General features: G+C 32.8%; 25 protein-coding genes. 16 read left to right on the plus strand and 9 right to left on the minus strand.

Annotated features, from left to right (window positions below; all coding sequences use genetic code 11):
* Window positions 1-274 precede the first annotated feature (274 nt).
* The gene (locus Q1W72_RS10215; protein WP_066080765.1) at window positions 275-565 is read right to left on the minus strand and encodes an HU family DNA-binding protein; all 291 of its coding nucleotides are present in this window, start codon (window positions 563-565) and stop codon (window positions 275-277) included.
* A gap of 133 nt (window positions 566-698) precedes the next feature.
* Here Q1W72_RS10215 and mutY point away from each other — a divergent pair, with 133 nt between their 5' ends.
* Window positions 699-1,739 (plus strand): A/G-specific adenine glycosylase, encoded by a 1,041-nt coding sequence (gene mutY / locus Q1W72_RS10220; RefSeq protein WP_302135086.1) that lies wholly within the window; start codon window positions 699-701, stop codon window positions 1,737-1,739.
* On the opposite strand, the gene Q1W72_RS10225 is transcribed toward mutY, so the two are convergent.
* The 3 genes from Q1W72_RS10225 to Q1W72_RS10235 form a co-directional block, all read right to left on the minus strand.
* Complete coding sequence (locus tag Q1W72_RS10225) at window positions 1,736-4,339, minus strand: hypothetical protein (protein ID WP_099714245.1); 2,604 nt, start codon at window positions 4,337-4,339, stop codon at window positions 1,736-1,738. The genes mutY and Q1W72_RS10225 overlap by 4 nt on opposite strands.
* Window positions 4,340-5,128 carry a GLPGLI family protein gene (locus tag Q1W72_RS10230; protein WP_099714246.1) on the minus strand — a complete coding sequence of 263 codons (789 nt, stop codon included), beginning with the start codon at window positions 5,126-5,128 and terminating at the stop codon, window positions 4,340-4,342.
* Window positions 5,129-5,208: 80 nt separating this feature from the next.
* The gene (locus Q1W72_RS10235) at window positions 5,209-5,451 is read right to left on the minus strand and encodes a hypothetical protein (protein WP_121342916.1); all 243 of its coding nucleotides are present in this window, start codon (window positions 5,449-5,451) and stop codon (window positions 5,209-5,211) included.
* Between the two features lie 168 nt (window positions 5,452-5,619).
* Here Q1W72_RS10235 and Q1W72_RS10240 point away from each other — a divergent pair, with 168 nt between their 5' ends.
* The 3 genes from Q1W72_RS10240 to gldD are packed head-to-tail and all read left to right on the plus strand — an operon-like array spanning window position 5,620 to window position 7,949.
* On the plus strand, window positions 5,620-6,060 hold the full coding sequence (locus Q1W72_RS10240; RefSeq protein ID WP_099714247.1) for a single-stranded DNA-binding protein: 441 nt from the start codon (window positions 5,620-5,622) through the stop codon (window positions 6,058-6,060).
* A gap of 23 nt (window positions 6,061-6,083) precedes the next feature.
* Window positions 6,084-7,379, plus strand: a complete 1,296-nt coding sequence (locus tag Q1W72_RS10245; RefSeq protein WP_121342915.1) for a gliding motility-associated protein GldE — start codon at window positions 6,084-6,086, stop codon at window positions 7,377-7,379.
* Between the two features lie 6 nt (window positions 7,380-7,385).
* The gene (gldD, locus tag Q1W72_RS10250; RefSeq protein WP_302135091.1) at window positions 7,386-7,949 is read left to right on the plus strand and encodes a gliding motility lipoprotein GldD; all 564 of its coding nucleotides are present in this window, start codon (window positions 7,386-7,388) and stop codon (window positions 7,947-7,949) included.
* A 62-nt stretch (window positions 7,950-8,011) separates the two neighbouring features.
* Here gldD and Q1W72_RS10255 read toward each other — a convergent pair whose 3' ends face one another.
* On the minus strand, window positions 8,012-8,389 hold the full coding sequence (locus Q1W72_RS10255; RefSeq protein WP_302135093.1) for a heavy-metal-associated domain-containing protein: 378 nt from the start codon (window positions 8,387-8,389) through the stop codon (window positions 8,012-8,014).
* Window positions 8,390-8,498: 109 nt separating this feature from the next.
* Here Q1W72_RS10255 and Q1W72_RS10260 point away from each other — a divergent pair, with 109 nt between their 5' ends.
* Window positions 8,499-9,365: a DMT family transporter gene (locus Q1W72_RS10260; protein WP_302135094.1), complete on the plus strand. Its 867-nt coding sequence runs from the start codon at window positions 8,499-8,501 to the stop codon at window positions 9,363-9,365.
* Window positions 9,366-9,435: 70 nt separating this feature from the next.
* On the opposite strand, the gene Q1W72_RS10265 is transcribed toward Q1W72_RS10260, so the two are convergent.
* Window positions 9,436-11,484, minus strand: coding sequence for a pitrilysin family protein (locus Q1W72_RS10265; protein ID WP_302135096.1), 2,049 nt, complete (start codon window positions 11,482-11,484; stop codon window positions 9,436-9,438).
* A gap of 13 nt (window positions 11,485-11,497) precedes the next feature.
* Window positions 11,498-12,823: a pitrilysin family protein gene (locus Q1W72_RS10270; RefSeq protein ID WP_302135097.1), complete on the minus strand. Its 1,326-nt coding sequence runs from the start codon at window positions 12,821-12,823 to the stop codon at window positions 11,498-11,500.
* A gap of 233 nt (window positions 12,824-13,056) precedes the next feature.
* On the opposite strand from Q1W72_RS10270, the gene rplU reads away from it, so the two are divergent.
* The 3 genes from rplU to Q1W72_RS10285 all read left to right on the plus strand — a co-directional run bounded on the left by rplU (window position 13,057) and on the right by Q1W72_RS10285 (window position 15,232).
* The gene (gene rplU / locus Q1W72_RS10275) at window positions 13,057-13,692 is read left to right on the plus strand and encodes a 50S ribosomal protein L21 (RefSeq protein WP_302135098.1); all 636 of its coding nucleotides are present in this window, start codon (window positions 13,057-13,059) and stop codon (window positions 13,690-13,692) included.
* A 33-nt stretch (window positions 13,693-13,725) separates the two neighbouring features.
* Window positions 13,726-13,992, plus strand: coding sequence for a 50S ribosomal protein L27 (rpmA, locus tag Q1W72_RS10280; RefSeq protein WP_086453627.1), 267 nt, complete (start codon window positions 13,726-13,728; stop codon window positions 13,990-13,992).
* A 220-nt stretch (window positions 13,993-14,212) separates the two neighbouring features.
* On the plus strand, window positions 14,213-15,232 hold the full coding sequence (locus Q1W72_RS10285; RefSeq protein WP_099714253.1) for a type I restriction enzyme HsdR N-terminal domain-containing protein: 1,020 nt from the start codon (window positions 14,213-14,215) through the stop codon (window positions 15,230-15,232).
* A gap of 107 nt (window positions 15,233-15,339) precedes the next feature.
* Here the strand turns inward: Q1W72_RS10285 and ahcY are convergent, their stop codons facing one another.
* Window positions 15,340-16,656: an adenosylhomocysteinase gene (gene ahcY / locus Q1W72_RS10290; RefSeq protein WP_099714254.1), complete on the minus strand. Its 1,317-nt coding sequence runs from the start codon at window positions 16,654-16,656 to the stop codon at window positions 15,340-15,342.
* 282 nt (window positions 16,657-16,938) lie between these two features.
* On the opposite strand from ahcY, the gene Q1W72_RS10295 reads away from it, so the two are divergent.
* The 6 genes from Q1W72_RS10295 to Q1W72_RS10320 all read left to right on the plus strand — a co-directional run bounded on the left by Q1W72_RS10295 (window position 16,939) and on the right by Q1W72_RS10320 (window position 23,864).
* On the plus strand, window positions 16,939-17,580 hold the full coding sequence (locus tag Q1W72_RS10295) for a 4'-phosphopantetheinyl transferase superfamily protein (protein ID WP_302135106.1): 642 nt from the start codon (window positions 16,939-16,941) through the stop codon (window positions 17,578-17,580).
* Window positions 17,581-17,599: 19 nt separating this feature from the next.
* Entirely contained in the window at window positions 17,600-18,316 is a 717-nt protein-coding gene (locus Q1W72_RS10300; RefSeq protein WP_302135107.1) for a geranylgeranylglyceryl/heptaprenylglyceryl phosphate synthase, read from the plus strand.
* A gap of 13 nt (window positions 18,317-18,329) precedes the next feature.
* A complete protein-coding gene (gene pnuC, locus Q1W72_RS10305; RefSeq protein ID WP_302135108.1) occupies window positions 18,330-18,959 on the plus strand; it encodes a nicotinamide riboside transporter PnuC in 630 nt (209 codons plus the stop codon).
* Window positions 18,914-21,034 (plus strand): DUF4301 family protein, encoded by a 2,121-nt coding sequence (locus tag Q1W72_RS10310; protein WP_099714257.1) that lies wholly within the window; start codon window positions 18,914-18,916, stop codon window positions 21,032-21,034. The genes pnuC and Q1W72_RS10310 overlap by 46 nt, the downstream gene beginning before the upstream one ends.
* A 41-nt stretch (window positions 21,035-21,075) precedes the next feature.
* Complete coding sequence (gene arfB / locus Q1W72_RS10315; protein WP_099714258.1) at window positions 21,076-21,477, plus strand: alternative ribosome rescue aminoacyl-tRNA hydrolase ArfB; 402 nt, start codon at window positions 21,076-21,078, stop codon at window positions 21,475-21,477.
* A 308-nt stretch (window positions 21,478-21,785) separates the two neighbouring features.
* Entirely contained in the window at window positions 21,786-23,864 is a 2,079-nt protein-coding gene (locus Q1W72_RS10320) for a TonB-dependent receptor (RefSeq protein ID WP_302135111.1), read from the plus strand.
* 59 nt (window positions 23,865-23,923) lie between these two features.
* Here Q1W72_RS10320 and Q1W72_RS10325 read toward each other — a convergent pair whose 3' ends face one another.
* Entirely contained in the window at window positions 23,924-24,337 is a 414-nt protein-coding gene (locus Q1W72_RS10325; RefSeq protein WP_099714260.1) for a hypothetical protein, read from the minus strand.
* A 162-nt stretch (window positions 24,338-24,499) separates the two neighbouring features.
* Here Q1W72_RS10325 and greA point away from each other — a divergent pair, with 162 nt between their 5' ends.
* Both greA and Q1W72_RS10335 read left to right on the plus strand, forming a co-directional pair.
* Complete coding sequence (greA, locus tag Q1W72_RS10330; RefSeq protein ID WP_091165910.1) at window positions 24,500-24,976, plus strand: transcription elongation factor GreA; 477 nt, start codon at window positions 24,500-24,502, stop codon at window positions 24,974-24,976.
* A gap of 43 nt (window positions 24,977-25,019) precedes the next feature.
* Window positions 25,020-25,409, plus strand: coding sequence for an HIT family protein (locus tag Q1W72_RS10335; RefSeq protein WP_121342904.1), 390 nt, complete (start codon window positions 25,020-25,022; stop codon window positions 25,407-25,409).
* Window positions 25,410-25,471: the final 62 nt, after the last annotated feature.

A 25,471-nucleotide genomic window follows, 5' to 3' on the forward strand; every position in this document is an offset into this window, starting at 1 on the left:
TAAACAATATTTTAACAGGTATTGAACCCGGGGAAAATTAGCTGGCAGTTTGCAGTGGTAAGTACGCAGTTAACTGAATACTAAAAACAGGATACTGATTACTAATTCTCAATTTCAATGAACGTTTAAAAAGAAAAAAGTAGTTTAAAACTACTTTTTCTTTTTGTGACGGTTAGCTCTCGCTCTTTTCTTGCGTTTGTGCGTTGCTACCTTATGTCTCTTTCTTTTTTTACCACTTGGCATATCTTGTAGATTTTATGATTAATTAATATTGTTATTTTGCTTCGTTATTTGTTTTCACTCCTTCTACAAATACTTTTGCAGGTTTAAATGCAGGAATGTTGTGTGCAGGAATTTTTATTGTTGTATTCTTAGAAATATTTCTTCCTGTTTTCTCAGCTCTAGTCTTCACTATAAAACTTCCAAAACCTCTTAAATAAACATTGTCTCCAGTTTCTAATGAATTTTTTACTTCATTCATAAAAGTCTCTACAGTTGCCTGTACATCTCCTTTTTCAAGACCTAATTTTTCTGAAATTTTTGCTACGATATCTGCTTTCGTCATTTTCTTTCCTATTTATAATGTTGTACTATTTTTTTGAGTTTGCAAATATAGGAATTTAAAAAACAATTATTCAAGCTAATTCATTAAATTTTAATCACATAAACTTTTACTTTTGCTAACAAATAATTAAAACATGATTTTTTCTAACTTGCTAATACAATGGTATTTACAAAATAAACGCGATTTGCCATGGAGGAATACCACTAATCCATACCCTATTTGGCTCTCTGAAATCATGTTACAACAGACGCGTGTTGCACAAGGAATGCCTTATTTTTTATCTTTTACAACCGCTTTTCCTACCGTTTTTGATTTGGCGAAAGCCAATGAAGAACAAGTTTTGAAACTTTGGCAGGGATTAGGATATTATTCCAGAGCTCGAAACTTACATAAAACAGCACAGCATATCGCTTTTGATTTATCGGGAGTTTTCCCAGGAACTTATAATGACTTATTGAAATTAAAAGGAGTAGGAGAATATACAGCAGCGGCGATTGCTTCTTTCTCCTATAATGAAGTCGTTCCGGTGGTTGATGGGAACGTGTTCCGGGTTTTGTCCCGTTATTTCGACATGGATACGGATATTGCTCAGGCTTCCGCCAAAAAAAAATTCGCTGCTTTGGCTTTCGAACTCATGCCAAAAGATAATCCGGCAACGTTCAATCAAGCGATTATGGAGTTTGGTGCGTTGCAATGTGTTCCTAAAAGTCCAAATTGCGGCATTTGTGTTTTTAACGAAAGTTGCGCCGCTTTGCAAAAAAACAAAGTCGATCAGTTGCCTGTAAAGTCCAAAAAACTAAAAGTTAGGAACCGATATTTTAATTATTTGGTTCTTGAAGACGAAACGGGAAATACAATTATCCAGAAACGAACGGACAAAGGAATTTGGCACAACTTATATGAATTCCCTTTGATAGAAACCGATGCGACAGAAGATTTTGATAGTGTTGTTGCTATGGTTCAAAAGGATTTTGGCAACCAATACGAAATTATAAGCATGTTAGAATACAACGAAAAAAGTATCATTCATAAATTGTCACACCAACATTTACATATCAAGTTTTGGAAAGTATCTGTAAAAGGGACAATTGAAAACGGAATTGATGGGGAAACTTTGAGAACTTTTCCTTTCCCAATTGTGATTCATAATTTTATTGAAAATAATCGATTTTAAAAACGGTATTTTGTTGTGAATAAAAAATATCGAGGCACTAAATCTATTGTAGTTTTGAAATAGGAATAGGAGCTAATTGACTGTGTTGAATATGTATTTTCATTGGCTAGATTATTCAATATTATGGAATATGAAAAATGACTTTCTCTAGGAAGGTATGATAATGATGCATTTATAAAAGTATAGTCTTTTGAATCTAAATTATAAAAATTGTATTTTAATTCTGCTATCCAAATTCCTTTAAATGTATGATTAATGTTTACAAAATAATCAGAAGTTTTGTTTTTTGAAATATTTGATTTGTAATTGGATTGGAAAAAATTATAATTATATCCAAAATCGAAATTAATAAATTTTTTAAAAAATGTAGTCCCTGATATTTTATAGCTACTATAATAGTTTTTTATGATCTCCGTCGTATTAGAATTGATTTTTATTGGATTGTTTGACCAATTTTGATTTGATTCGATTTTTGTTGCCAATTTTAACTTTCTAAAGTAATTTGTTAAACCAAAGTTGCTCATTGTGTTCTCGCCTCCTCTTGCTATGAAGTAATTGGATTGAGTGAAATTTTGGTCAATGGTGCTTTCTATGTTATAGTCTAACGTTGTATTAAAATAGAGTAATGAAGCTTCTATAGAATATCTTTTTGGAGTATTGAACAATGAATAGTTTACTGAAAAAACTTTTCCGTACATTTTTTGAATTTCTTGTTCGCCTTTTAAAAAGCTTCTGTATGAATTAAGTTGATTGTTTGGGGACAATATATTATTCTCAGGTAATTTAGAGTTATAATCAAAGCTAAATCCTAATCGACCTATTCTTTTTAGTGAAAATTCAAGTTTTAAACTAGGATTTAATAAAAAGAAATCTTGGTCATTAATGCTGTTTTTTGAAATATTAATATTTGATGAAAATTGAATTTGTTTGCTGATAAAATATTTTACATTTTGGTTTAAGCTGATAATTTTTTGACTGAAAATCGTATTATTATTCAAGAATTCAAAATTTTCGGGATTCTTTAAAATGCTTTTAAGCCTCTCTTTATTGCTTTCCAAGGTTAAAGTAGAGTTACTCTCTAAATGGTTTTTCTTTATAATCAAAGTCGTTTTGTATCCAAAATAAGTGAGTTTGTTATTTACTTCTTGTAACACGTTTTGATTTAAATCGTTGTCAAGGTAATTGTTCAATAAATCAGATTTTATAGTTGCATTCTGGTTTATTTTATTATTTCCAAAATAAAAATAATTGGTTAATATTTTATTTTCGGCTATTGAATATGTGTTTTGAAGATGATTATAAAAAGATTCATTTTTATTTTTTAAATCTTGATTGATTATGTTCTGATTAAATACTAAATCATCAAACACTTTTTCAGGGTTATTTTGATAAGAAAAATAATTTGTGAAATAGCTTTTTTTAGTTGCTAAAAGCTTTAATTCTAGTTCTGTCGACGCTAATGTTTTAGTATTTCTGTAGGTATTGCTTTCAGAAAAAATAATCGGATTTGGGTCAATATTGTATTCCGTTAAAGCACTGGAATTTTGATTTTGTTTGTCGTTTAAATAATACCCAACAGCTCTAAGTTTAATTTTATCAGTTATTTTTGAACTTACGCTTATTGAGTTTAAAAGTGCTTTGTTAAATAAACTTTGAGTGGTGTTAAATTGTGTGTTTTCGTTGCTATTGATTTTAAATAGCATTTTTGTCTTTTTTTCTATTCTCCCGTTGAAATCAGAAAAATCTATAGACTCTTGATTACCAGTAATTAAGTTTGTTGATTTTTCGCCAATATTGTTGTAATCACCAAAATAAAAAAATTTTATTTTTTTTCTCAACAGTCCTAAGTTTAGACTTTGTTTGGATCTATTCTTGGTTCCAAGACCTAAAGAAGTGTTTCCAAACCAGATATTTGAATACCCTTTTTTAAACTTAATGTTTAAGGCTACTTTGTCGGAATTTGATAGGTTTTTCAAAATTGGATTTTCTTCGAAATTGTCTAAAATTTGTACTTCATCTAGAACTTTTGCATCCAGGTTTTTTGATAATATTTTGTAATTTTTATCAAAAAGGTCATCGCCATCAATAAGTAATTTGTCTATTGCTTTACCATGAGCTTTAATACTACCATCAACTTCCACTTTTATTCCAGGTAATTTTTTCAGAACATCTTCCAAGGTTTGTTCTGTCTTATTTAAAAATTTATCTACTTTTATGAATGTAGTATCCTGATTTATTCGGATTTTCTGATCTGATTGAATGATGACTTCTTTTAATGTTTCTACGTCTTCCTGCATAGAAATAGTAAACGTAAATGATTTATCTGTTTTCAAATCAAATTTTAGTTCTTTTTTTACAAAGCCTAAATTTGTAATTTCAATCCTAATGGATTCTAATGTCCCTTTTTCAAGGCTTAAATTAACGATTCCTTTTTCATCGCTGTATTTAAAACCTAAAATATTTTCAGACGTATCAAAAACAACAATAGAAGCATTTTCAAGGCCTCTGTTGTTGTTGTCTAAAATAGTCCCGTTTATTTTTATTTGTTGAGAAAAACAGTAAATTGGTAAAATAAGGAACAGTAAAATTATTTTTTTCATTTATTCAAATTCTACAAATAATTCGGATAATTTTGGATCAATAAAAATTACTCCTTTAAAGTTTTTTTGATTCATTCTATTTACATCAATGGCTTCTTCCTGTCTGTCTAAACGAAATTTATTGAAGGCTGTCTGATTTACAAATTGTATGGGTTTTCCTCCTTTTGCTTTCCTGATGGAGTTTACATTTTCTTTAGTATTTGATGGGTATTCAGCGCTCTTGAAATACCAATAAACATTTTTTTCCGTGTCGTAGGCTTCTAAAATTAGTCCAGGTAATCCATGCAATTTCCATGGTCCAAAAGGTATTGCAATCTTAGAGGTATACCACGCGGTATAGTTACGACCTCTAAAAAAAGTAGTTGCTTTTTTGCATAAAAAATTACCAATTTTTTTTGACTCTGTACTTAGTTTCCAATTTAGTTTAGTGGCTTCATCCTTAACGTAAATTTGTTTGTCAAAATATAAATTCGACCACATGGTATTTGCTTTTATATTATAGACTACCTGATCTCCTTGGGCACTTCGTTTACCCGTATATTCCCTTTTTCCTTCGTAATTTTTTTTGTAAACAGTCATTGAGTTAATTTTAGCCGTTTTTTCTAAACTATCTTTGGCCGTGACATAATAAGACTGTTCTTTATTGAAAACAAGATAAGCATTGCTATCAGCCCCTTTTGCATTGCCATCAAGTAAGGCTTCTATGTAACCATAATATACTAATCCTTTGTTTTGTGAAAAAACAATAGTGGTAAAAAAAAGCAGAGAAAAAAGAATCTTTATTTTCATTTTGAATTATTTAATATTAAAAAATGCTTTATACTGTTTTAAAAATTTATGAAGGCTTTATATCTTCGTTTTAAAATTCATTAAGGTTCTAAACCTTCAGTTTTTCTATCTGAACAAATTTTTGTTGCTATAACTAGTGCGTCTTCCTGCGAAGTTGTTGATGATGCAAGGAATGATCCTGTATGACCAGTTCCATCATTACATTGGTAGTTCCATCTAACTAATTTTATTTCTTCTTCAAATTTATTTACTGTGTTTTCTTTTGTTGCAAAAGAGCTTAGCGTTACTAAAATAATAGCTGCTAAAAATAATGTTTTTTTCATAATAATAGTTTTAATGGTTATAAAATTGTTTTACAGTGTAAAGCCTTACAAATATAAAAAAAATATGAAAATTCCTATTTTTTATATTTTTCATAATATAATTAGAAAATGATTTTTTTAAACTATTTCCAAAAAAATGTATCTTTGATAGAAATACCAAATCCTACAATGAACGGAACATTAAATAAAGTTATGCTTATCGGTTTTCTTGGCGATGATGTCAAAATGCATTATTTCGACGGAGGCAATTGTATCGGAAGATTTCAGTTGGCAACAAACGAAGTGTATATCAACAAAACCACCAATGAAAAAATCACTTCTACTGAGTGGCATAATTTGGTAGTACGCAATAAAGCGGCTGAACTTTGTGAAAAATACCTTTCTAAAGGAGATAAAATATATGTGGAAGGACGCATAAAGTCCCGTCAATGGCAATCAGAGGATGGAAGTACAAAACACACCACCGAAATTCAGGTAACCGAATTCACTTTTCTTTCCACAAAAAAAGACAGTGAAAACAACAAACAAATTCCTGTAGCTGATGTCTCGAAAAACACTAATTTTGACTCGGAAAATAATGTCTTGCCTATTAATGACTTGCCATTTTGATTGTTTAATTAATCTTAACTAGTTTGGACCCAGAGCCCAGTTTGTTTTTTTCTTACGCTATTGATGCTAATGTAGTATTTGGCTTTACAGGAATTGCCATTTTGCTGTTTTGTTCAGCATTAATCTCAGGCGCTGAAGTAGCCTTGTTTTCGTTGTCACAAAAAGACATCGATGAAACGGTACAAGAAAATAACTCCAAAGGCAAAATTATTTCGGAACTTTTAGAAAAACCAAAAAAACTGGTAGCGACACTTCTTGTTGCTAATAATTTCATCAATATTTCCATAGTGTTATTGTTTTCGTTTGTTGGAAAAACAATTTTTTCCGGAGTAACAGCACCACTTTTAAAATTTATTCTGGAAGTAGTGACCGCAGCCTTTTTAATTTTATTATTCGGTCAGGTCTTGCCAAAAGTATATGCCAGCAGAAACAATACAAAATTTGCTAAACTGATTGTCTATCCAATTGCTTTTTTGGACAAATTGCTTTCGCCAATAAGTTTGCCCATGCGCGCAGCCACGATTTATTTGCACAATAAATTAGGAAAGCAAAAAACAAATTTCTCTGTCGATCAATTGTCTCAAGCCTTAGAATTAACCGCTTCGGATGAAACTTCTACCGAAGAGCAAAAAATATTGGAAGGAATAGTAAGTTTTGGAAATACCGATACAAGACAAGTGATGAGTCCCCGAATCGATATTTTCGCTTTAGAAATAGACGAATCTTTTGCTGTTATTTGTCCTAAAATCATAGAAAAAGGATATTCCAGAATTCCCGTGTATCGAGACAATATAGACCAGATAGAAGGCGTTTTGTATGTCAAAGATTTACTTCCGCACATTAATACTAATGAATTTGACTGGAAATCATTGTTACGGGAACCTTTCTTTGTTCCTGAAAATAAAAAACTGGACAATTTGCTAAAAGATTTCCAGAGTATGAAAAGCCATCTTGCAATTGTAGTCGATGAATATGGTGGAACGTCAGGATTAGTGTCGCTTGAAGATGTGATCGAAGAAATAGTAGGTGATATCAGCGATGAATTTGACGATGAGAATATTAATTTCTCCCAAATTGACGATAGAAATTACCTTTTTGAAGGAAAAATAAACCTCAAGGATTTTTACAGAATAATTGATGTCGATGAAGAATTATTCGAAATCAAAAAAGGAGAAGCTGAAACGCTGGCTGGTTTTATTCTTGAGATTTTGGGAAATTTTCCGAAAAAAAATCAAAAAATTTCATTCGAAAATTGTCTGTTTACAGTAGAAGCTGTGGATCAAAAAAGGGTGAAACAAATAAAAGTAACAATTGAATAAGTAAAAATGTTAAAAAAAATAATCGCTTTTTCGGCAATAATTGCAGTCTCATTCTTGAGTTTTAGTTGTAAAGATGATGTCTTACCAAAACCATCAAGCTATTTGCGATTGGATTATCCGGAAGCCAAATATGTGAATTTTCAAAACGAATGCCCTTTTGCTTTCGAAATGAATTCAGATGCCATTATTAAAAAAGAGGCCGATTGTAGTTTTACGATTACGTATCCAAAAATGAAAGCGACTATTTATCTTACCTATAAGCCAGTGGCGAAAAATATTAATGAACTGTTGCGTGATGCACAAACATTGACTTATAAACACGTGATAAAAGCGGATGATATATTAGAACAACCGTATTTGAATTCAGACAAAAAGGTCTATGGAATGTTTTATCAGGTAGAAGGAAATGCGGCAACTAATTCCCAGTTTTATGCTACGGACAGTACCAAACATTTTGTAACAGGCTCTGTTTATTTCTATGCAAAACCTAATTATGATTCCATTATGCCAGCAGCAAGTTATATCAAAAATGACATGCAGCGACTGCTGGAAACCTTGAAATGGAAATAGTATTGTATAAAAAAAGCATTCGCCAGTAACGAATGCTTTTTTTGTGAAATGTAAAAGTCAATTTATGACTTCATATTCGAAACTTTGTATGTTTTACCGTCAGCGGCGGCTTCGACAACTTTAGTCAATTTTTCTGGAGTTTGAACCGTTTTGTCAAAAGTTACGGTGGCTAATTTTGTATCAAAATCTACCGTTGCTTTTTGAACACCATCCAGTCCGGTTAAATCTTCTTGAATCGTTTTGGCACAACCTATAGCGCAAGTCATTCCTTCTACAGAAAAACTCGCTGTTTGAATATTGGCAGCTGCGATTTCTTTTTTAACTTTTGGAGCTTCTGTTGTTGCAGTTTCTTTCGAAACTATTTCAGTTGATTTTTCTTTACAGCCTACAAATAAAACACTTGTAAGTAGTAGTGTTACGATTGATTTTTTGAAATTCATTATGATGTAAATTTTAAAGATTAAAAGCGTGTTTCTAAGTTGCAAAATTAATTAAAAAAAGGAGGAGTAATTCATAAAATAATTACAATTTTGGGGCAAAATAATCTTTATGGAATCGAAGCAGTTAAAATGGGTGTACTTGATGGTTCTTGCCTTGGTTTGGGGAAGTTCATTTATATTAATAAAAAAAGGGCTTATTGGTTTAACAGCTTTACAATTGGGATCGTTGCGAATCATTTTTGCAGCTGTTTTTTTAGTGCTGATAGGATTTAAAAGTTTATCCAAAATTCCGGCGCACAAATGGAAATATATTGCCTTGACTTCCATGTTTGGGACATTTATACCAGCGTATCTGTTTGCGATTGCACAGACGGAAATTGATAGTTCCGTGAGTTCTATTTTGAATTCTCTGACTCCTTTGAATACTTTGATTTTAGGAGCTTTGGTTTTTGGGTTACAATTCAAAAGAAATCAGATTTTTGGAATTCTAATTGGTTTAATAGGAAGTGCTTTGTTGATTTTGAATGGTGCTATTCATCATCCGGAACAAAATTATTATTATGCTATTTTGGTTTTAATAGCGTCAATATGTTATGCTGTCAATGTGAATCTGATTAAGAAATATTTGCATGATTTGAGTCCGTTGAGTATTACTACCGGTAATTTTATGGTGTTGTTTTTTCCGGCATTCATCATCTTATTTTTCTCTGGTTTCTTTGAAGTGGTACATGATGTAAAAGTGCAGGAATCCGTTTTGTTTATCATGGTTCTTGGAGTTGTAGGAACTGGAATTGCAAATATTCTGTTCTTTAAACTTATCCAAATGTCCTCACCGGTTTTTGCTACATCAGTAACGTATTTGATTCCTGTTGTTGCTTTTTGTTGGGGATTATTAGACAATGAAATGCTTACTCCTGTTCAGTTTTTTGGTGCTTTTATTATTTTAATCGGAGTGTATTTATCGGCTAAGAAATAGATTCGGAAACTTTGTAAAACAATAAAGGCTGCCTAAAAAGACAGCCTTTATTCACTAATTCAAGTTTTGATTATTGAAAATCAGCATCTGAAACACCTTCGTTGATTTTTACATCAGACATTTTAATGTCCAATTCAAATCCTACATTTTGAATGATGTTAAAAGGAATCTTAACTCCTTTTACATCCTTATAATCTCCATAATTTGTAGTTTGCGTTATGGTTTGACCGCCTTGTTCTATTACTTTAGATTCAGCCAGTTTTAATCCTGAAGTCACATCATAATAGAATGTTGTTTTTCCATTTTTTACAGCATAAGCCTCTTTTCCGTTGATTGTTTCAATACCGCCCAAAGCCAATCCTTCTTTTTTAGAAAGCAATAATTCTTCAAAAGTAGTTGCGCTAGCTTTCATGTCAGTAAGCATCGTTCCTTCGATATTTTGGCGTTGCCCTTGTTGCATTACGTAAGCTCCTTTTTCATTTACCACTTGTTTCATCAGGCTCATGGTTCCCATCGCTAATTCAACCATTAATTTTCCTTTTGCATCTATCTTAGAAGTAAAACTTAAAGGAGAAGGTGCTTGTGGAATAGTAGTTGTTCCGTTCATTACAATCGTTTTTACAGCAGAAACCGCTTTTTCACCACCAATAGCTTTGATGTAATTATCAATAACGCTTTTCGCAGTTATGCCAGCAGGAATGTCTTTTTTGAAAACTGGTTTTTCCAATGGATTACCGTATTTGTCAAAATAAAACATTGGAATTTTTAGTTTTTCCAAAGCTGGAATTACTTCCGATCCTTTTCCGGCAATAATGATTCGTTTGTTGTCTAAAAGGAAATATTTGTTGGCTGCACGAAGTACATCATCAGCAGTTACCGCATTGATCGTTTTGATGTAGTTTTCATAAAAATCTTTTGGAAGGTCTTCCGTCTCAATATTCAAGGCATATCGTGCAATTGATTGCGGTTTTTCTACCTGCATAACAAATCTTCCTATGTAGCCGGCTTTAGTGTCACTCAGTAATTCTTCGCTTACTTTTTCGGTACGTATTTTTTTGATTTCTTTGATAAATTCAACTACTGCACTATCTGTAACTACGTTTCTTACCGCCGAAGTCGATCTTAATTTAGTCACGTATTTTCCGCTTCCTATTACGGAACTGGCACCGTAAGTCCATGCGTGTTGTTCTCTTAAATTCATATTAAGGTAACTGTTGAAGTCACCACCAAGAATAGAAGTCGCAATTACTGCAGGAAAGAAATCAGGATCACTCATTTTTAAATTCACTGTATTCACTAATGAAATCTCCGATTGTACTGCATTGGGAACATCAACAAAATTGATTTGAGTGAACGGTACATTTTCCGGTGCTGCGTACGTTAGTTTTGGTGTGCTTCTTTTTTGCCATGACCCAAATAGTTTCTCTACAATTGGTTTTACTTCTTTGTATTTAATGTCTCCAATAATTACCAAATAAGCGTTTTCGGGAACAAAATAATTAGTATAATTGGCTTGAATGTCTGCAAGAGTTACGTTTTTAATCGTCTCTTCGGTCATGTATTCTCCAGAAGGGTGGTTCTTTCCAAAAGCAAGCGCGTCAACAACTCTGTTTGCAATTGCTGGGACACTTTTTTCCTGGGATTTAAGTCCTTCCAGTAATTTTGCTTTCTCTTTGTCGAATTCTTCTTGAGTGAAATTTGGATGTAAAGCTCCTTCGGCCATCAATTCTAAAATTCGTTTAGAATATTTAGAAAGAGTACTTGCATAAGCGCCTTGAGAATTAAAATTAAGATCAGCTCCCAGAAAATCAATCTCTTCATTGAAAGCATCTTTTGCTAATTTTTTACTTCCGTTTCCTATCATGCTGCTCGTCAAGTCATCAACTCCTTTTTTATTGCCTTCGGCATAAGGGGCATTGTCTAATGAAAGACTGAAGCTGACTTTTGGCAGCTTGTGATTTTCAACAATCATAACCTTCAAACCATTTGACATAACAAAAGTTTGTGGTTTTTTGATGTTTACTACTGGCGAAGCTCCAGGTTTTGGTTGTGTGCGATCTTGTGCTTGCATAATTCCTGTTACCAACAAAATGAATAATAATATATTTGTTTTTTTCATGATTTAGAATGTCTTAGTTTTTAGCCTGTTCTGTAGAAGGAATATAATCCAAAAGCAATCTTTGGTTTGGATTCAAATATTTTTTCGCTATGTCTCTAATTTCCTCACGAGTAATAGAATGTAAAAGTTCTATCTCGGTGTTGATTAAATTGATATCGCCGTAAAGCATATAATAGGTTGCTAAATTTTCAGCAATTCCCTCTACATTTGAATTGGCATTCACAAAATTATTGTCAAATTTATTTTGTAATTTTTGGAAGTCTTTCTCCGAAATTAATTCAGTTTGAATTTTTACAATTTCTTCGTCAATTTCTTTTAATACATCAGCAGCTGTATTAGTTCCCATTGGCAAACCATACAAAATATACATTCCGTAATCTTCCTGACTAAAACCAACGGCACCTATTTGCAATGCCATTTTTTTATCATCAACGATTTTTTTGTACAATTTTGAACTTTTTCCATCACTTAAGTAGGAAGAGATGAAATCCAAAACTCTGGCATCTCTTGTTTTCATTGATGGTGTTCTGTACGAAGCAACTAACATTGGAATCTGAATGTTAGCGTCCTGGTACGTCGCTTTTATCGTTTGAGTGATTGGCTCTTCAACAAAAGTTTGTTTCGTTACAGCGGTTCCTTTTTTTATTGGTCCAAAATATTTCTGAATCCATTCTTTGGCCTGATTTTTTTCGAAATCACCGGCAACAACTAAAACAGCGTTATTTGGAATGTAGAATTTTTTATTAAATGCCTGAAATTCTTCTAAGGTTGCAGCATCCAAATCTTTCATTGAACCAATGGTGTTCCATCGATACGGATGTTTCTTGAACATGTTTTCTTTTACAACTGTAAGAATATTTCCGTAAGGGCGATTGTCAAAACTGGTTCTTTTCTCCTCTTTTACAACTTCATTTTGAGTATCAACACCAATTTGGTTTATTACAGGATGCATCAATCTTTCGGATTCCATCCAAAGTGCTAATTCTAAATTATTAGAAGGAAATACTTCGTAATAATACGTTCTGTCATCCGAAGTGTTCGCATTGTTCGTTCCTCCGTTTGAACTTACAATTTTCATCCATTCACCGCGTTTGATGTTTTCAGTTCCTTCAAATAATAAATGTTCAAAGAAATGGGCAAAACCAGTTCGGTCCGGTTTCTCGTCTTTGGAGCCCACATGATACATCACAGAAGTTACAACTACAGGAGCAGAAGGATCGTTATGTAAAATGACATGCATGCCATTGTCTAAATTATATTCTTCGAAAACTACTTTTTGAGCCGAAGCTACTCCACCAAGCATGAGCGCTGTACTTAAGGCCATTATTGATTTTTTCATATTGGATTAATAATTTTGTATTCTCTATAAGTAACTGAAAAAGGGGTATTGTTACACCAAAAATACTACGGAATAAAACTTTAACAACTGTTCATTTGAATTTTTTATCAAATTGCGTCAAAAGTATAATAAATCAGGGTGTTAGGTGCAGTAAATATTTTTTGTTTTACTAATTGCAGGTTAAATATTTAATTGTATATTTGCAACCTTAAAAATTATTAAAACAATTCAGTATGTATGCAATCGTAGAGATAGCAGGGCAACAGTTCAAAGTAAGCAAAGACTTAAAGGTTTATGTTCACCGTTTGACTAATGAAGAAGGTTCAAAAGTTTCTTTTGACAAAGTTCTTTTATTAGATGATAACGGAACTATCACTTTAGGCGCCCCAGCTATAGAAGGTGCTTCAGTAGAAGCTAAAGTGTTACAACACTTAAAAGGAGATAAAGTTATCGTTTTCAAAAAGAAAAGAAGAAAAGGATACAAAAAAAGAAACGGTCACAGACAGTATCTTACTCAAATTGTAATTGAAGGTATTTCTGCATCAGGTACAAAAAAAGCAGCTCCAAAAGCTGAAAAAGTAGCTGAAGCAAAAGCTCCAAAAGCAGCAAAAAAAGCTGATGATTTGAAAATAATTGAAGGAGTTGGTCCTAAAGCAGCAGAAGCGTTAGTTGAAGCTGGGATTACTACCTTTTCTAAATTAGCAAAAACAAGTGCTGACGCGGTAAAAGCAATTTTAGAAGCATCAGAATCTAAATTATCTCATTTAGATCCAACTACTTGGGCTCAACAAGCACAATTAGCTGCAGATGGTAAAATGGATGAATTAAAAAAATTACAAGATGAATTAAACGGTGGTAAAGCTGTTTAATTAATTTATTAACAAATATAAAACTAATACGTCATGGCTCACAAGAAAGGTGTCGGTAGTTCTAAGAATGGTAGAGAATCAGAATCAAAACGTTTAGGCGTTAAGATATTTGGTGGTCAAGCTGCTATTGCTGGGAACATCATCGTAAGACAAAGAGGTTCAAAACATAATCCAGGTGCAAACGTTTACATTAGTAAAGATCACACACTACACGCAAGAGTAGATGGAGTTGTTTTCTTCCAAAAGAAAAGAGATAACAAATCTTATGTTTCTATCCTTCCATTCGAAGTTGAAGCATAATTGATTTTCTCAATTATTTTAAAAACCCGTCTCGTTTGAAAAACGAGACGGGTTTTTTGTTTTCCATCGATTCCGAAGTCTCAAATTTTCTTTTTTAATCTTGTATTTTATTTCTTACTTGTTTTATTTTAAATATAAATAAAAACCTATATTTGATTAAAACTTACCCTAAAGAGCAACTGATGGAAGTTGGCTAATTAAACTAAATAACCAAATTTATATGACAACAACTGTAATACCAAAACAAGCTATTAGTCAGTTAAAAAAAATGCTCGATAATTTTAAATTAACCGAAGCAATTGAAATAAGTTCTAATGAAGCACAAACTAGAAAGTTTTTAATTGAACCATTTTTCTTTATGCTTAATTATGTGTCAACTGATTTAATACCAGAATATAATGCTGATTTCGGTGACAGGGTAAGTCAAAAAATTGATTATGCAATTGTATTAAATAAAAAAGATACTATTCTGATTGAAGCAAAAAAACAAAATAGCAAGTTAACAGACAAAGAAGCGGGACAATTGAATGGCTATTTTAATAACACCAAGAATTCAAAGATTGCAATATTAACAAATGGGGTTGAATACAGGTTTTATTCTGATGTTGTTGAACCAAATATCATTGATAATAAACCTTTCTTTTTATTCAATTTAAGTAGTTATACTGAAAATGATATTGAAGGATTATTAAAATTTGATAAACGATTTATTAAAATAAAAGAAATCGTTGAGTCAGCCCAAGAAATTGTTTTTGCTGAAAGTTTTGAAGATTCCCTATTTAAAGAATTGCTAGCGCCATCAAAAGACCTTCTGAAGATTATACACAGAAATATGTTATTCAAAACAAAGTTTAACGAAGAAACTCAGGGTAAAATGATAAACCTAATTAATTCATCTTTACTAAAATGTTTGTACGATAAAAAAGTAATTGAAGAATCTAATTCAAATTCACAAGGCGTTATTACTACAGAACTTGAAATACAAGCATACCACATAATTAGAACTTTATTAATCCAAAATAAAAAAATTCCAAATGAAAGAATTTCATATAAAGATTTCAAAAGTTTCTTCAATATAAGTATTGATGATAGTTCTAAAAAAGTAATCTGTAAACTTGGATTCAATAATGGTAAAATGAAAATCAGCATTGAAAACAATGAATATATTCTAGAACATATTGATGATTTAGTGAAATATAAGAATGAATTGACCAATAGAACATTGGCGCTTGTTGACTAGTTCTGTAATCTATAAGAGATGTTATTTGGTAAAACAAAAACCCTTGCTTCCGAAATCGGGAATACAAGGGTTTTAAAAATCCAATAATCTAAAAATCTAATTTCAGACTAGTATCTGTAATATTCTGGTTTGAATGGACCTTCAACTGGAACACCAATATAATCAGCCTGATCAACACGTAACGTTTCTAATTCAACACCTAATTTAGCTAAGTGCAACATTGCTACTTTTTCGTCAAGGTGTTTTGGTAACATGTACACGTCATTGTTGTATGCCGCGCTGTTTTTCCATAATTCGATTTGAGCTAAAGTTTGGTTAGTAAATGAGTTACTCATTACAAAACTTGGGTGACCTGTAGCGCAACCAAGGTTTACTAAACGACCTTCAGCCAAAATGATGATGTCATTTCCGGCAATAGTATATTTGTCAACTTGAGGTTTGATTTCGATTTTTGAATCACCGTGGTTTTCGTTCAACCAAGCCATATCAATTTCGTTATCAAAATGCCCAATGTTACAAACGATAGTTTTGTCTTTCATTTTTTCGAAATGAGAACCTAAAACGATATCTTTATTTCCAGTAGTAGTAATGATAATATCAGCAGTTGCGATAACGGTATCTAATTTTTTTACTTCAAAACCGTCCATTGCAGCTTGTAAAGCACAAATTGGGTCAATTTCAGTAACAGTAACAATAGAACCAGCACCTCTAAAAGAAGCTGCAGTTCCTTTACCTACGTCACCGTAACCACAAACGATTACTCTTTTTGCAGCAAGCATAATATCAGTAGCACGACGAACAGCATCAACTGCTGATTCTTTACAACCGTATTTGTTATCAAATTTCGATTTAGTAACCGAGTCATTTACATTGATAGCAGGCATTGGCAATGTTCCCGCTTTTACTCTTTCGTACAATCTGTGAACTCCTGTTGTAGTTTCTTCAGATAATCCTTTGATTCCAGAAACTAATTCCGGGTAACGATCAATAACCATATTGGTCAAATCTCCACCGTCATCAAGAATCATGTTCAATGGTTTTCTGTCTTCACCAAAGAATAAAGTTTGCTCAATACACCAGTCAAAATCTTCTTCGTTCAAACCTTTCCAAGCATAAACTTGAATTCCTGCAGCAGCAATCGCAGCAGCAGCCTGATCTTGAGTAGAGAAAATGTTACAAGAACTCCAAGTCACTTCAGCACCAAGAGCAATTAAAGTTTCAATCAAAACCGCAGTTTGGATTGTCATGTGCAAACATCCTGCAATACGAGCACCAGCAAGTGGTTGTTCGTTTTTGTATTCCGCACGAAGGGCCATTAAACCTGGCATTTCAGCTTCAGCTAGTTCAATTTCTTTTCTTCCCCAAGCCGCTAGAGAAATGTCTTTAACTTTGAAAGCCACAAAAGGCATAGTTGTAGTACTCATTTATAGTATATTTGTAATTACTTCGTCCGTTCGCCTTTAGGCTCGGGCGTAAAATTTTTTGCAAATTTACGTAATAACTTTAGAATTTAACTGTTTTCTAAAAGATTTATGAATTGTTTAATTCGCTAATCTTTTGAACATTAACTAAATAATTTCTTCATGCTGAACTTGTTTCAGTTTCTGGAGCTATTTCCCGTTATTCGCTATATCTTTTTCCACGCAAAAAAGCGTGAAAAAAGGATGCCGCTGCTACCGGGGCTAAAAAACCAAGAACACAATACGATGCCACTTTACAAAACGATACATTTCTCCCGAAGCGTCGGGACCACTACTCAAATCCTCGTTTGGAAAGTAACCGAATCCTATGCCGAATTATTAAAACAAGTGGTCTTAAACGACAGCAATCGCCTCCGCCTCGACGGAATGAAATCAGAAATGCACCAACGCGCCTTTCTGAGTGTTCGCAAGCTATTACAGGAAACGGGCCACACGGATTTGGATTTGTATTATGATGAATTCGGGAAACCACATCTACATGGAGAGAACCATATTTCCATAACACATTCCCATAATTTTTCGGCAATTATCATCAGTGACGAAACCGTAGGAATCGATATCGAATTGCAGCGAGACAAAATCCTCCGAATCGCCGATAAATTCTGTGACTCCGAATTTCAATTTTTGGATATGGACAGTGACGAATACATTCGAAAATTGACTGTTATTTGGGGAGCCAAAGAAGCCATTTTTAAAATTAGAAACGAAAAAGGGATTAGTTTCAAAGATCATATAAATGTTCAGTCATTTGAATTAAACATTAAACAAAATAAAGCTAAGCTTCATTTTAATAATTTGACTATAGATTTCAATATTCATTTTGAAGAAATAGAGGATTTTACGTTAGTTTACGCTTTCGAAAATTAGTGAATTAGCGGTAAAACTTATGGAGAACCTATACAGCCAAATAATAAAAGCCAAAACGAATAACCAAAAATTACTCGCTATCCTTCTTGATCCTGACAAATTGGTTTTAGAAAACTTGGATCTTTTAATTTCAAAAATTAACCAATCGCCGGCGTCTCATATTTTCATTGGCGGAAGCCTAGTTACAACTACTATTATTGATGAATTAATTGTGAAAATTAAACAAAACTGCAATCTACCAATCGTTCTTTTCCCAGGAAATCCATCTCAGATTTCAGATAAAGCCGATGCGATTTTATTTTTGTCTTTAATCTCTGGTCGCAATCCAGATTTTCTAATTGAACACCAAGTAAAAGCTGCACCAATTTTAAAACAAACCCAACTCGAAATCATTTCTACGGGTTATATTTTAATTGAAAGTGGAAATGAAACCGCCGTAGAACGCATTAGTAAAACAAAGCCTTTAGATAGAAATAATCTGGATTTAGCATTGGCAACAGCACAAGCGGGCGAAATGTTAGGCAATAAATTGATTTATCTAGAGGCGGGAAGTGGAGCAAAACAAGCTGTTCCGTTAGAAATGATTGAATTAGTTTCTCAAAATATTGAAATTCCGTTACTTGTTGGAGGCGGAATTGTAGATTTGCATGGAATTCAAAACGCTTATTATGCCGGTGCCGATTTAGTAATTATAGGAACAGCCTTTGAAAACGACATGAATTTTTTTAATCAATAATTTAATTTTTGCAATGATAGAATACTTTTTTTCTCAATACGCAGATTATCCAACCTTAGATATAGTTTTAGAAATTGTGGCAGTCGTTTTTGGTTTGTTAAGTGTTTGGTATGCTAAAAAAGACAATATTTTAGTTTTTCCAACGGGATTAGTAAGTACATCTATTTATGTTTACTTGCTTTGGAAATGGACTTTATGGGGCGATATGATGATCAATGGATACTATTTTGTGATGAGTATTTATGGTTGGTACCATTGGACCAGAAAAAAAGATGATACAGTTGAGTTCCCAATTTCAAAAATATCGAGTTCTGAAAAACGAATTGCGATAATTCTTTTTATATTTACGGTCGCTTTTGTGGTTTCGGTATATCATTATTTCGGAAAATTCACCACTTGGTATGCTTATGTAGATACATTTATCACAGGAATTTTCTTTGTAGGAATGTGGCTCATGGCCAAAAGAAAAGTAGAAAATTGGGTATTTTGGATTATTGGAGATGTAATTTCAATTCCATTATATTTTTCAAAAGGATTTACTTTTACAAGTTTTCAATACATAGTATTTACAATAGTTGCCATTTTTGGCTATTTAGAATGGAAGAAAATCTCAGACAGCTCTCAAACGGAGCTACAAAAATAATTAAAATTGCTCTATTTGGTCCGGAAAGTACTGGAAAAACCACATTAGCAAAACAACTCGCTGAATATTATAAAACAGAATGGGTTCCTGAATATGCACGAGAATACCTTCAAGAAAAATGGGATGTAAATCAACAGATTTGTGATATTGACGACATGCTTCCTATTGCTTTTGGGCAAACTAAATTAGAAAATGAAAGTGCTTTAATTGCTAATAACTACCTTTTTTGTGATACTAATTTATTGGTAACCAAAGTTTTTTCCGAAGTGTATTATGATTATTGTGATCCATTATTAGATCAAGCGGCTCGCGAACATGAGTACGACTTGTTTTTTCTTACGGATATTGATGTTCCTTGGGAAAAAGATGATTTAAGAGACCGTCCGGAAGAAAGAGAGTCGGTATTTGCAATTTTCAAACAATCCTTGATTGATAATAAGAAACCATTTGTCATTCTTTCAGGAGATAAAAAATTAAGACTGAAGAAAGCAGTTGCTATTATTAATGATTTGACAAAAGCCAAAGAGATGGGACTTTCTTCTCTTGATTTTGTTCAAATTTATGAAAAAGGTGTTCCATTAAAAAATATTCAGCAACAGCTTAGTTTTTTCAGAAATGGAATTGAAAAAAGTAATCTGGTTGGACCAGCAACTTTATTTAATGGTATTTTAAAATTATCAGAAAATGATTTTCGACTAAAAGCAGATTATTTTGATGAAAATAAATCTAGTTTAAAACTGGAGAAATTTGTCCCTGCATCAGGAGCAGCCACTAGAATGTTTAAATTTCTGCTTACTTTTCTAAAAGATTTTGATGTCGAAAATGAAACCATTAATGCTTATGTAAATAGAAAAAAAGAAACAGAACTTCCTGTTTTTATAGTGGGTTTAGAGAAGTTTCCATTTTTCAAGGCAGTTGATAAAAAACTAAGAGAGGAATTTATTGACTTTGAGTTTCTTCATCGAGATTATAAAAATTATTATTTTATAAAATTACTTTTGGCTCCTGATTACTTCAATTTTGCCGGTAAGCCTAAAGGTGTACTACCTTTTCATAAATATCTAAACCATATTTATACACCGGTGGAAGAACATCTTAATGAGTGTGTTCATTATGCAAATTCAAATTCAAATTCAAACTTGCATTTTACAGTGTCAGAATCTCATTTGGCTCAGTTTAAAACAACGATTAATGCTATTAAAGGCAAATTAGAAAAAAAGTCAGGGATAGCTATACATGTTAGTTACTCTTGTCAAAATGAGAGCACGGATACCCTTACTGTGGATTTTGAAAATAATCCCTTCAGAGATGAAAATGGCAAGTTGTTTTTTAGGCCGGGTGGACATGGAGCTTTGATAGAAAACTTAAATAATCTTGATGCTGATATTATTTTTATAAAAAATATTGATAATGTTATCCAAAATAATATTGAAAAAATTGCTTTGTATAAAAAAGCATTGGCAGGAATTTTAATAGAATTGCAACAGCAGGTATTTAAGTATTTACATGCAATTGATGCTGCAGAAATTCAGCAAGAAGAAAGTGAAGAAATTTTACTTTTTTTGCAAGAAAAACTAAATATTAGAGTCTCAAACAGTTTTTACGAACTTAGTTTTGAAAATAAAATAATCGAAATTAGAACTATTTTAAACAGGCCTATGAGAGTTTGTGGAATGGTAAAAAATGAAGGTGAAACCGGTGGTGGCCCTTTTTGGGTAAAAGATGAAAAAGGTTCTATTACTTTACAAATTGTTGAGAGTTCTCAAGTAGATTTATCAGATGATAATCAGAGGGGAATCCTGAATGCATCTACACATTTTAACCCGGTAGATTTAGTTTGCGGAATTAAAAATTATAAAAAGGAGAAGTTCGACCTGACTCAGTTTGTGGATCATAATAGTGGCTTTGTAGTAGAGAAAACTACTTTTGGAAGAGCTATTAAATCGTATGAATTACCTGGTTTATGGAATGGTGCCATGGCAAAATGGATGACGGTATTTGTTCAAGTGCCTTTGATTACTTTTAATCCGGTAAAAACAGTAAATGATTTATTAAAACCAGCACATCAGCCGTAATAATTTTACTGAAACATTTCCGAAGTTTCGGGACAACATCAATGGAAAACGAAAAAATTATAGCTGAGTTAAGTTTTAAAGCCGTCCGGAGCAGTGGAGCCGGTGGCCAGAACGTAAATAAAGTTTCTTCAAAAGTGGTACTGACTTTTGATTTGAAAAATTCTCAGGCTTTAACCGAAGAAGAAAAACTTTTGGTCGAAACCAAATTGTCTTCAAGGTTAACAACTGATTCTGTTTTAATCTTGAATTGTGATGAAGATCGAAGTCAGTTTAGAAACAAGGAAATTGTAATCAAACGATTTTTGGAACTTATAAAAAATGCGTTGCTTATTCCTAAAGAACGTAAACCTACTAAAATCCCTAAGTCGTTTATTAGAAAGCGAATAAAGGACAAAAAGAACATTTCTGAAATTAAAAAGACACGCAGAAAACCTGATTTTTAAAATTTATTCCAATTCATAATTTATAATTCACAATTTATAATTAGTTTTGCTCTGTCTCAAAGGGGTGCTCTAAATAACGAGCTGAGATTATACCCAAAGAACCTGGACAAGTAATGTTGTCAAGGGAAAAAATGACAAACAAATAGCGTGCACACTACTTTATTTGTCATAGGAAACAATCATTTTTTAATTTAACAAAAGAATAATTCCCCCTTTTATTCGTAATCTTTTTACGGATGAATACTTTTATTACAGTTACAAAGTCTCAAAGTCTCAAAGTCTCAAAGTCCAAGAATCTGACATATTATATGTCTTCGGTCTTTTTTCTTGCAACTTTTATCTCTTTCTCACAAGTCAAAGACACAACGAAAGTAAACCAACTTGATGAAGTTTTGGTTTCGGCAGTTCGTGTGACCACAAAAACACCAGTCAGTTTTAGCAATTTGGACAAAAAGGAAATCAAATTCCGAAATTTAGGACAGGATATTCCTATTCTGATGAATTATCTGCCTTCAGTTGTGACCACTTCTGATGCGGGAAATGGAGTTGGATATACCGGAATTCGCGTCCGTGGTAGTGATGCAACAAGAGTGAATGTTACTATCAACGGAATTCCTTACAATGATTCTGAAAGTCATGGGACGTATTGGGTAAATATGCCTGATTTTGCATCTTCAGTGGAGAGTTTGCAGTTGCAGCGCGGCGTAGGAACTTCAACTAATGGAGCAGGAGCTTTTGGTGCCAGTTTAAATATGCTTACGGATAATTTTGCCAAAGAAAGTACAGGAGAAATCTCCAACTCTTTTGGAAGTTTCAATACCAGAAAACATACAGTAAAATTCAGTACAGGTCTAATGAACGATCATTTTGAAATCGCGGGTCGTTTGTCAGCTTTAAATTCAGATGGTTATTTGGATCGTGGCGCATCTGATTTGAAATCTTATTTTCTTCAAGGGACATATGTAGGGAAAACTACGTTGATAAAAGCCTTGGTTTTTGGAGGAAAAGAGAAAACGTATCAGTCTTGGAACGGAATTGACGGCGAAACATTGAACAATGATCGCACGTTTAATTCAGCAGGAGCTTTTACGGATGAACAAGGAAATGCTCGTTTTTATGACAATGAAACCGATAATTACCAACAAGATCACTCTCAATTGCATTGGAACGAAAAAATATCAGAAAACTGGAGTACTAATTTTGCGTTGCATTACACCAAAGGAAAAGGATTCTATGAAAATTACAAAGAAGACGCTGATTTAACCGATTATGGATTACAGCCAGTTGGTGCCGTGACAACAACTGATTTGATTCGTCAAAAATGGTTGGATAATGATTTCTACGGAACTACATTTTCTGCGAATTACAAGAAAGATAAATTGGATGTGATTTTTGGTGGCGGATGGAATAAATATGAAGGCAGCCATTTCGGGGAAGTTATTTGGGCACGATTTGCTTCGCAGAGCGAATTAGGAGATCGTTATTATGACGATTATGCTGTCAAAACGGATGGAACTATTTTTGCCAAAGCCAATTACCAAATCACAACGCAATTAAGTTTATTTGGAGATTTACAATATCGTACGGTTAATTATAAGGCCAACGGGGTTCAGGCAGATGTAGTAGATGATACATTTAATTTTTTTAATCCAAAGACTGGGTTGACGTATGACATCAATGCTAATAATGCCTTGTATTTTTCCTATGCCAGAGCGAACAGGGAACCAAACAGAACCGATTATGAAGGCGGAAACGTAAAGTCAGAAAAATTGAATGACTTTGAATTGGGTTGGAGATATGTTGCAGAGAAAGTACAATTCAATTCGAATGTGTATTATATGGCCTATAAAGATCAATTGATTTTAACTGGAAATCTGGATGATGTAGGCGCTCCGATACGTTCCAATAGCGAAAAAAGCTACCGTTTAGGATTGGAAGTAGACGCTACAATAGCGTTGACAAATCAATTGATTATCCGTCCTAATTTTACCTTGAGTGCTAATAAAAATACTGATTTAGCGGTAGAAGGACAGAATTATGGCACTACTGATATCGCGTATTCACCATCGATTATTGCGGGAAATATTTTGGTCTATACACCAGTGGAAAATCTTCACATTTCATGGATGCAAAAATTCGTTGGGGAACAATACATGAATAACATTGAATTACCGGCTGCAAAGTTGGCAGACTACTTTGTGAATGACTTGAACGTTGCGTATGAGTTTAAACCAAAATCAGTTTTTAAATCGATTATTGTGACTGGTTTAGTCAATAACTTTTTAGACAAAAAATATGTTTCTAACGGATACATGTATGATGTATACCCGTATTATTATCCACAAGCAGGAATTAATTTCCTTGCCGGATTGACTTTGAAGTTTTAGAATATTGTTTTAGTTATAATGAGAAAAATCCTGATGGTTTACCTGTCAGGATTTTTTGTTTAATTATAAACTCGAAGAGAAGTTCCGTTTACTTGAACACGATATTGTTTCATAGGATATTGTAAAGTTCCCTGTCCAGTAAATAAACTGTACTCTTTACTGTCACATCCACAAACGGCATTTATCCCATCTATGGTCATGGTAGAACAGGAACTTATTGCTTGATTAGGACAAGCCGCATCAAAAGCATTGTAACCGCTACCGGTATTAAAAACAATAATACCACGTGCGCCTACTCCAGCATAATAAATAGCATTGCTCGCGTATTTAAGATTTGAATACGCAGGCAAATTCATATTAATATCTACCGTAAAAGTATAATTAGGGATATATGGATTTGTATTGTCAAAACCTGAATCACTACACGAGAAAAAGAAAGGAATTATAACGGAAAGGAGCAGGTATTTTTTCATTTTAAAATAGTGTCAAAGTATTAGTGAAACAAATTTAATTTATTTAACTTTGAATTATATATGATTAACATATATTTATAGACGAAAAAATAATAATAGTATCTTTGTGGAAAGAAATCCCGTCCTGATGGGATTTTTTCTATTTATATAAATGATGAAGTTATGAGTACAGTATCGTATTACACCGCAGAAGGGTTAAAGAAATTAAGAGAAGAATTAGATTATTTAAAAAGCGTAATGCGTCCAAAAGCATCTGCAGATATAGCTGAAGCAAGAGATAAAGGCGACCTTTCTGAGAATGCCGAATATGATGCTGCTAAAGAAGCACAAGGAATGCTGGAAATGCGTATTGCTAAACTGGAAGAAGTACACTCTAATGCCAGATTAATAGATGAAACACATCTGGATGTTTCTAAGGTATTGGTTTTGTCTAATGTGAAAATCAAAAACCAAACCAATGGAATGGAAATGAAATACACACTGGTAGCTGAAAGTGAAGCCGATTTGAAAACTGGAAAAATATCAGTAACCTCGCCTATTGGGAAAGGTTTGTTGGGGAAATCAGTAGGAGAAGTGGCAGAAATCACTGTTCCAAACGGAGTGTTGAAATTTGAAATTTTAGAAATATCTCGTGATTAAATAGTTAAAGGTTTAGCCGATTCAACAATTAACCAATTCAACAATGTCAAGTATATTTACAAAAATTATAAACGGAGAAATCCCATGTTACAAAATCGCAGAGGATGAAAATTTCTTGGCTTTTTTGGATGTAAATCCAAATGCAAAAGGACACACCCTTTGTATTCCAAAACAAGAAATAAATAAGATTTTTGAGATGGAAGATGATTTGTATATCGGACTGATGCAATTCTCTAAAAAAATAGCAGTTGCCCTTGAAAAAACGGTTCCATGCAAAAGAATTGGAATGGCAGTTGTAGGACTTGAAGTTCCCCATGCGCACGTTCATTTAATTCCCTTGAATGAAATGGATGAAATGCGTTTTCAAAATAAAGTATCCTTGTCCAAAGATGAATTTGAAGCTTTGGCAGAAAGCATTAAAGCTAATTTGTAATATTTTAGTAAATAAAATAAATTGGTATGATTTTAGTTTACAAAGGGGATAGGTGAAAACCT

This window comes from Flavobacterium sp. ZE23DGlu08 (genome assembly GCF_030505335.1).
GTDB lineage: Bacteria > Bacteroidota > Bacteroidia > Flavobacteriales > Flavobacteriaceae > Flavobacterium > Flavobacterium algoritolerans.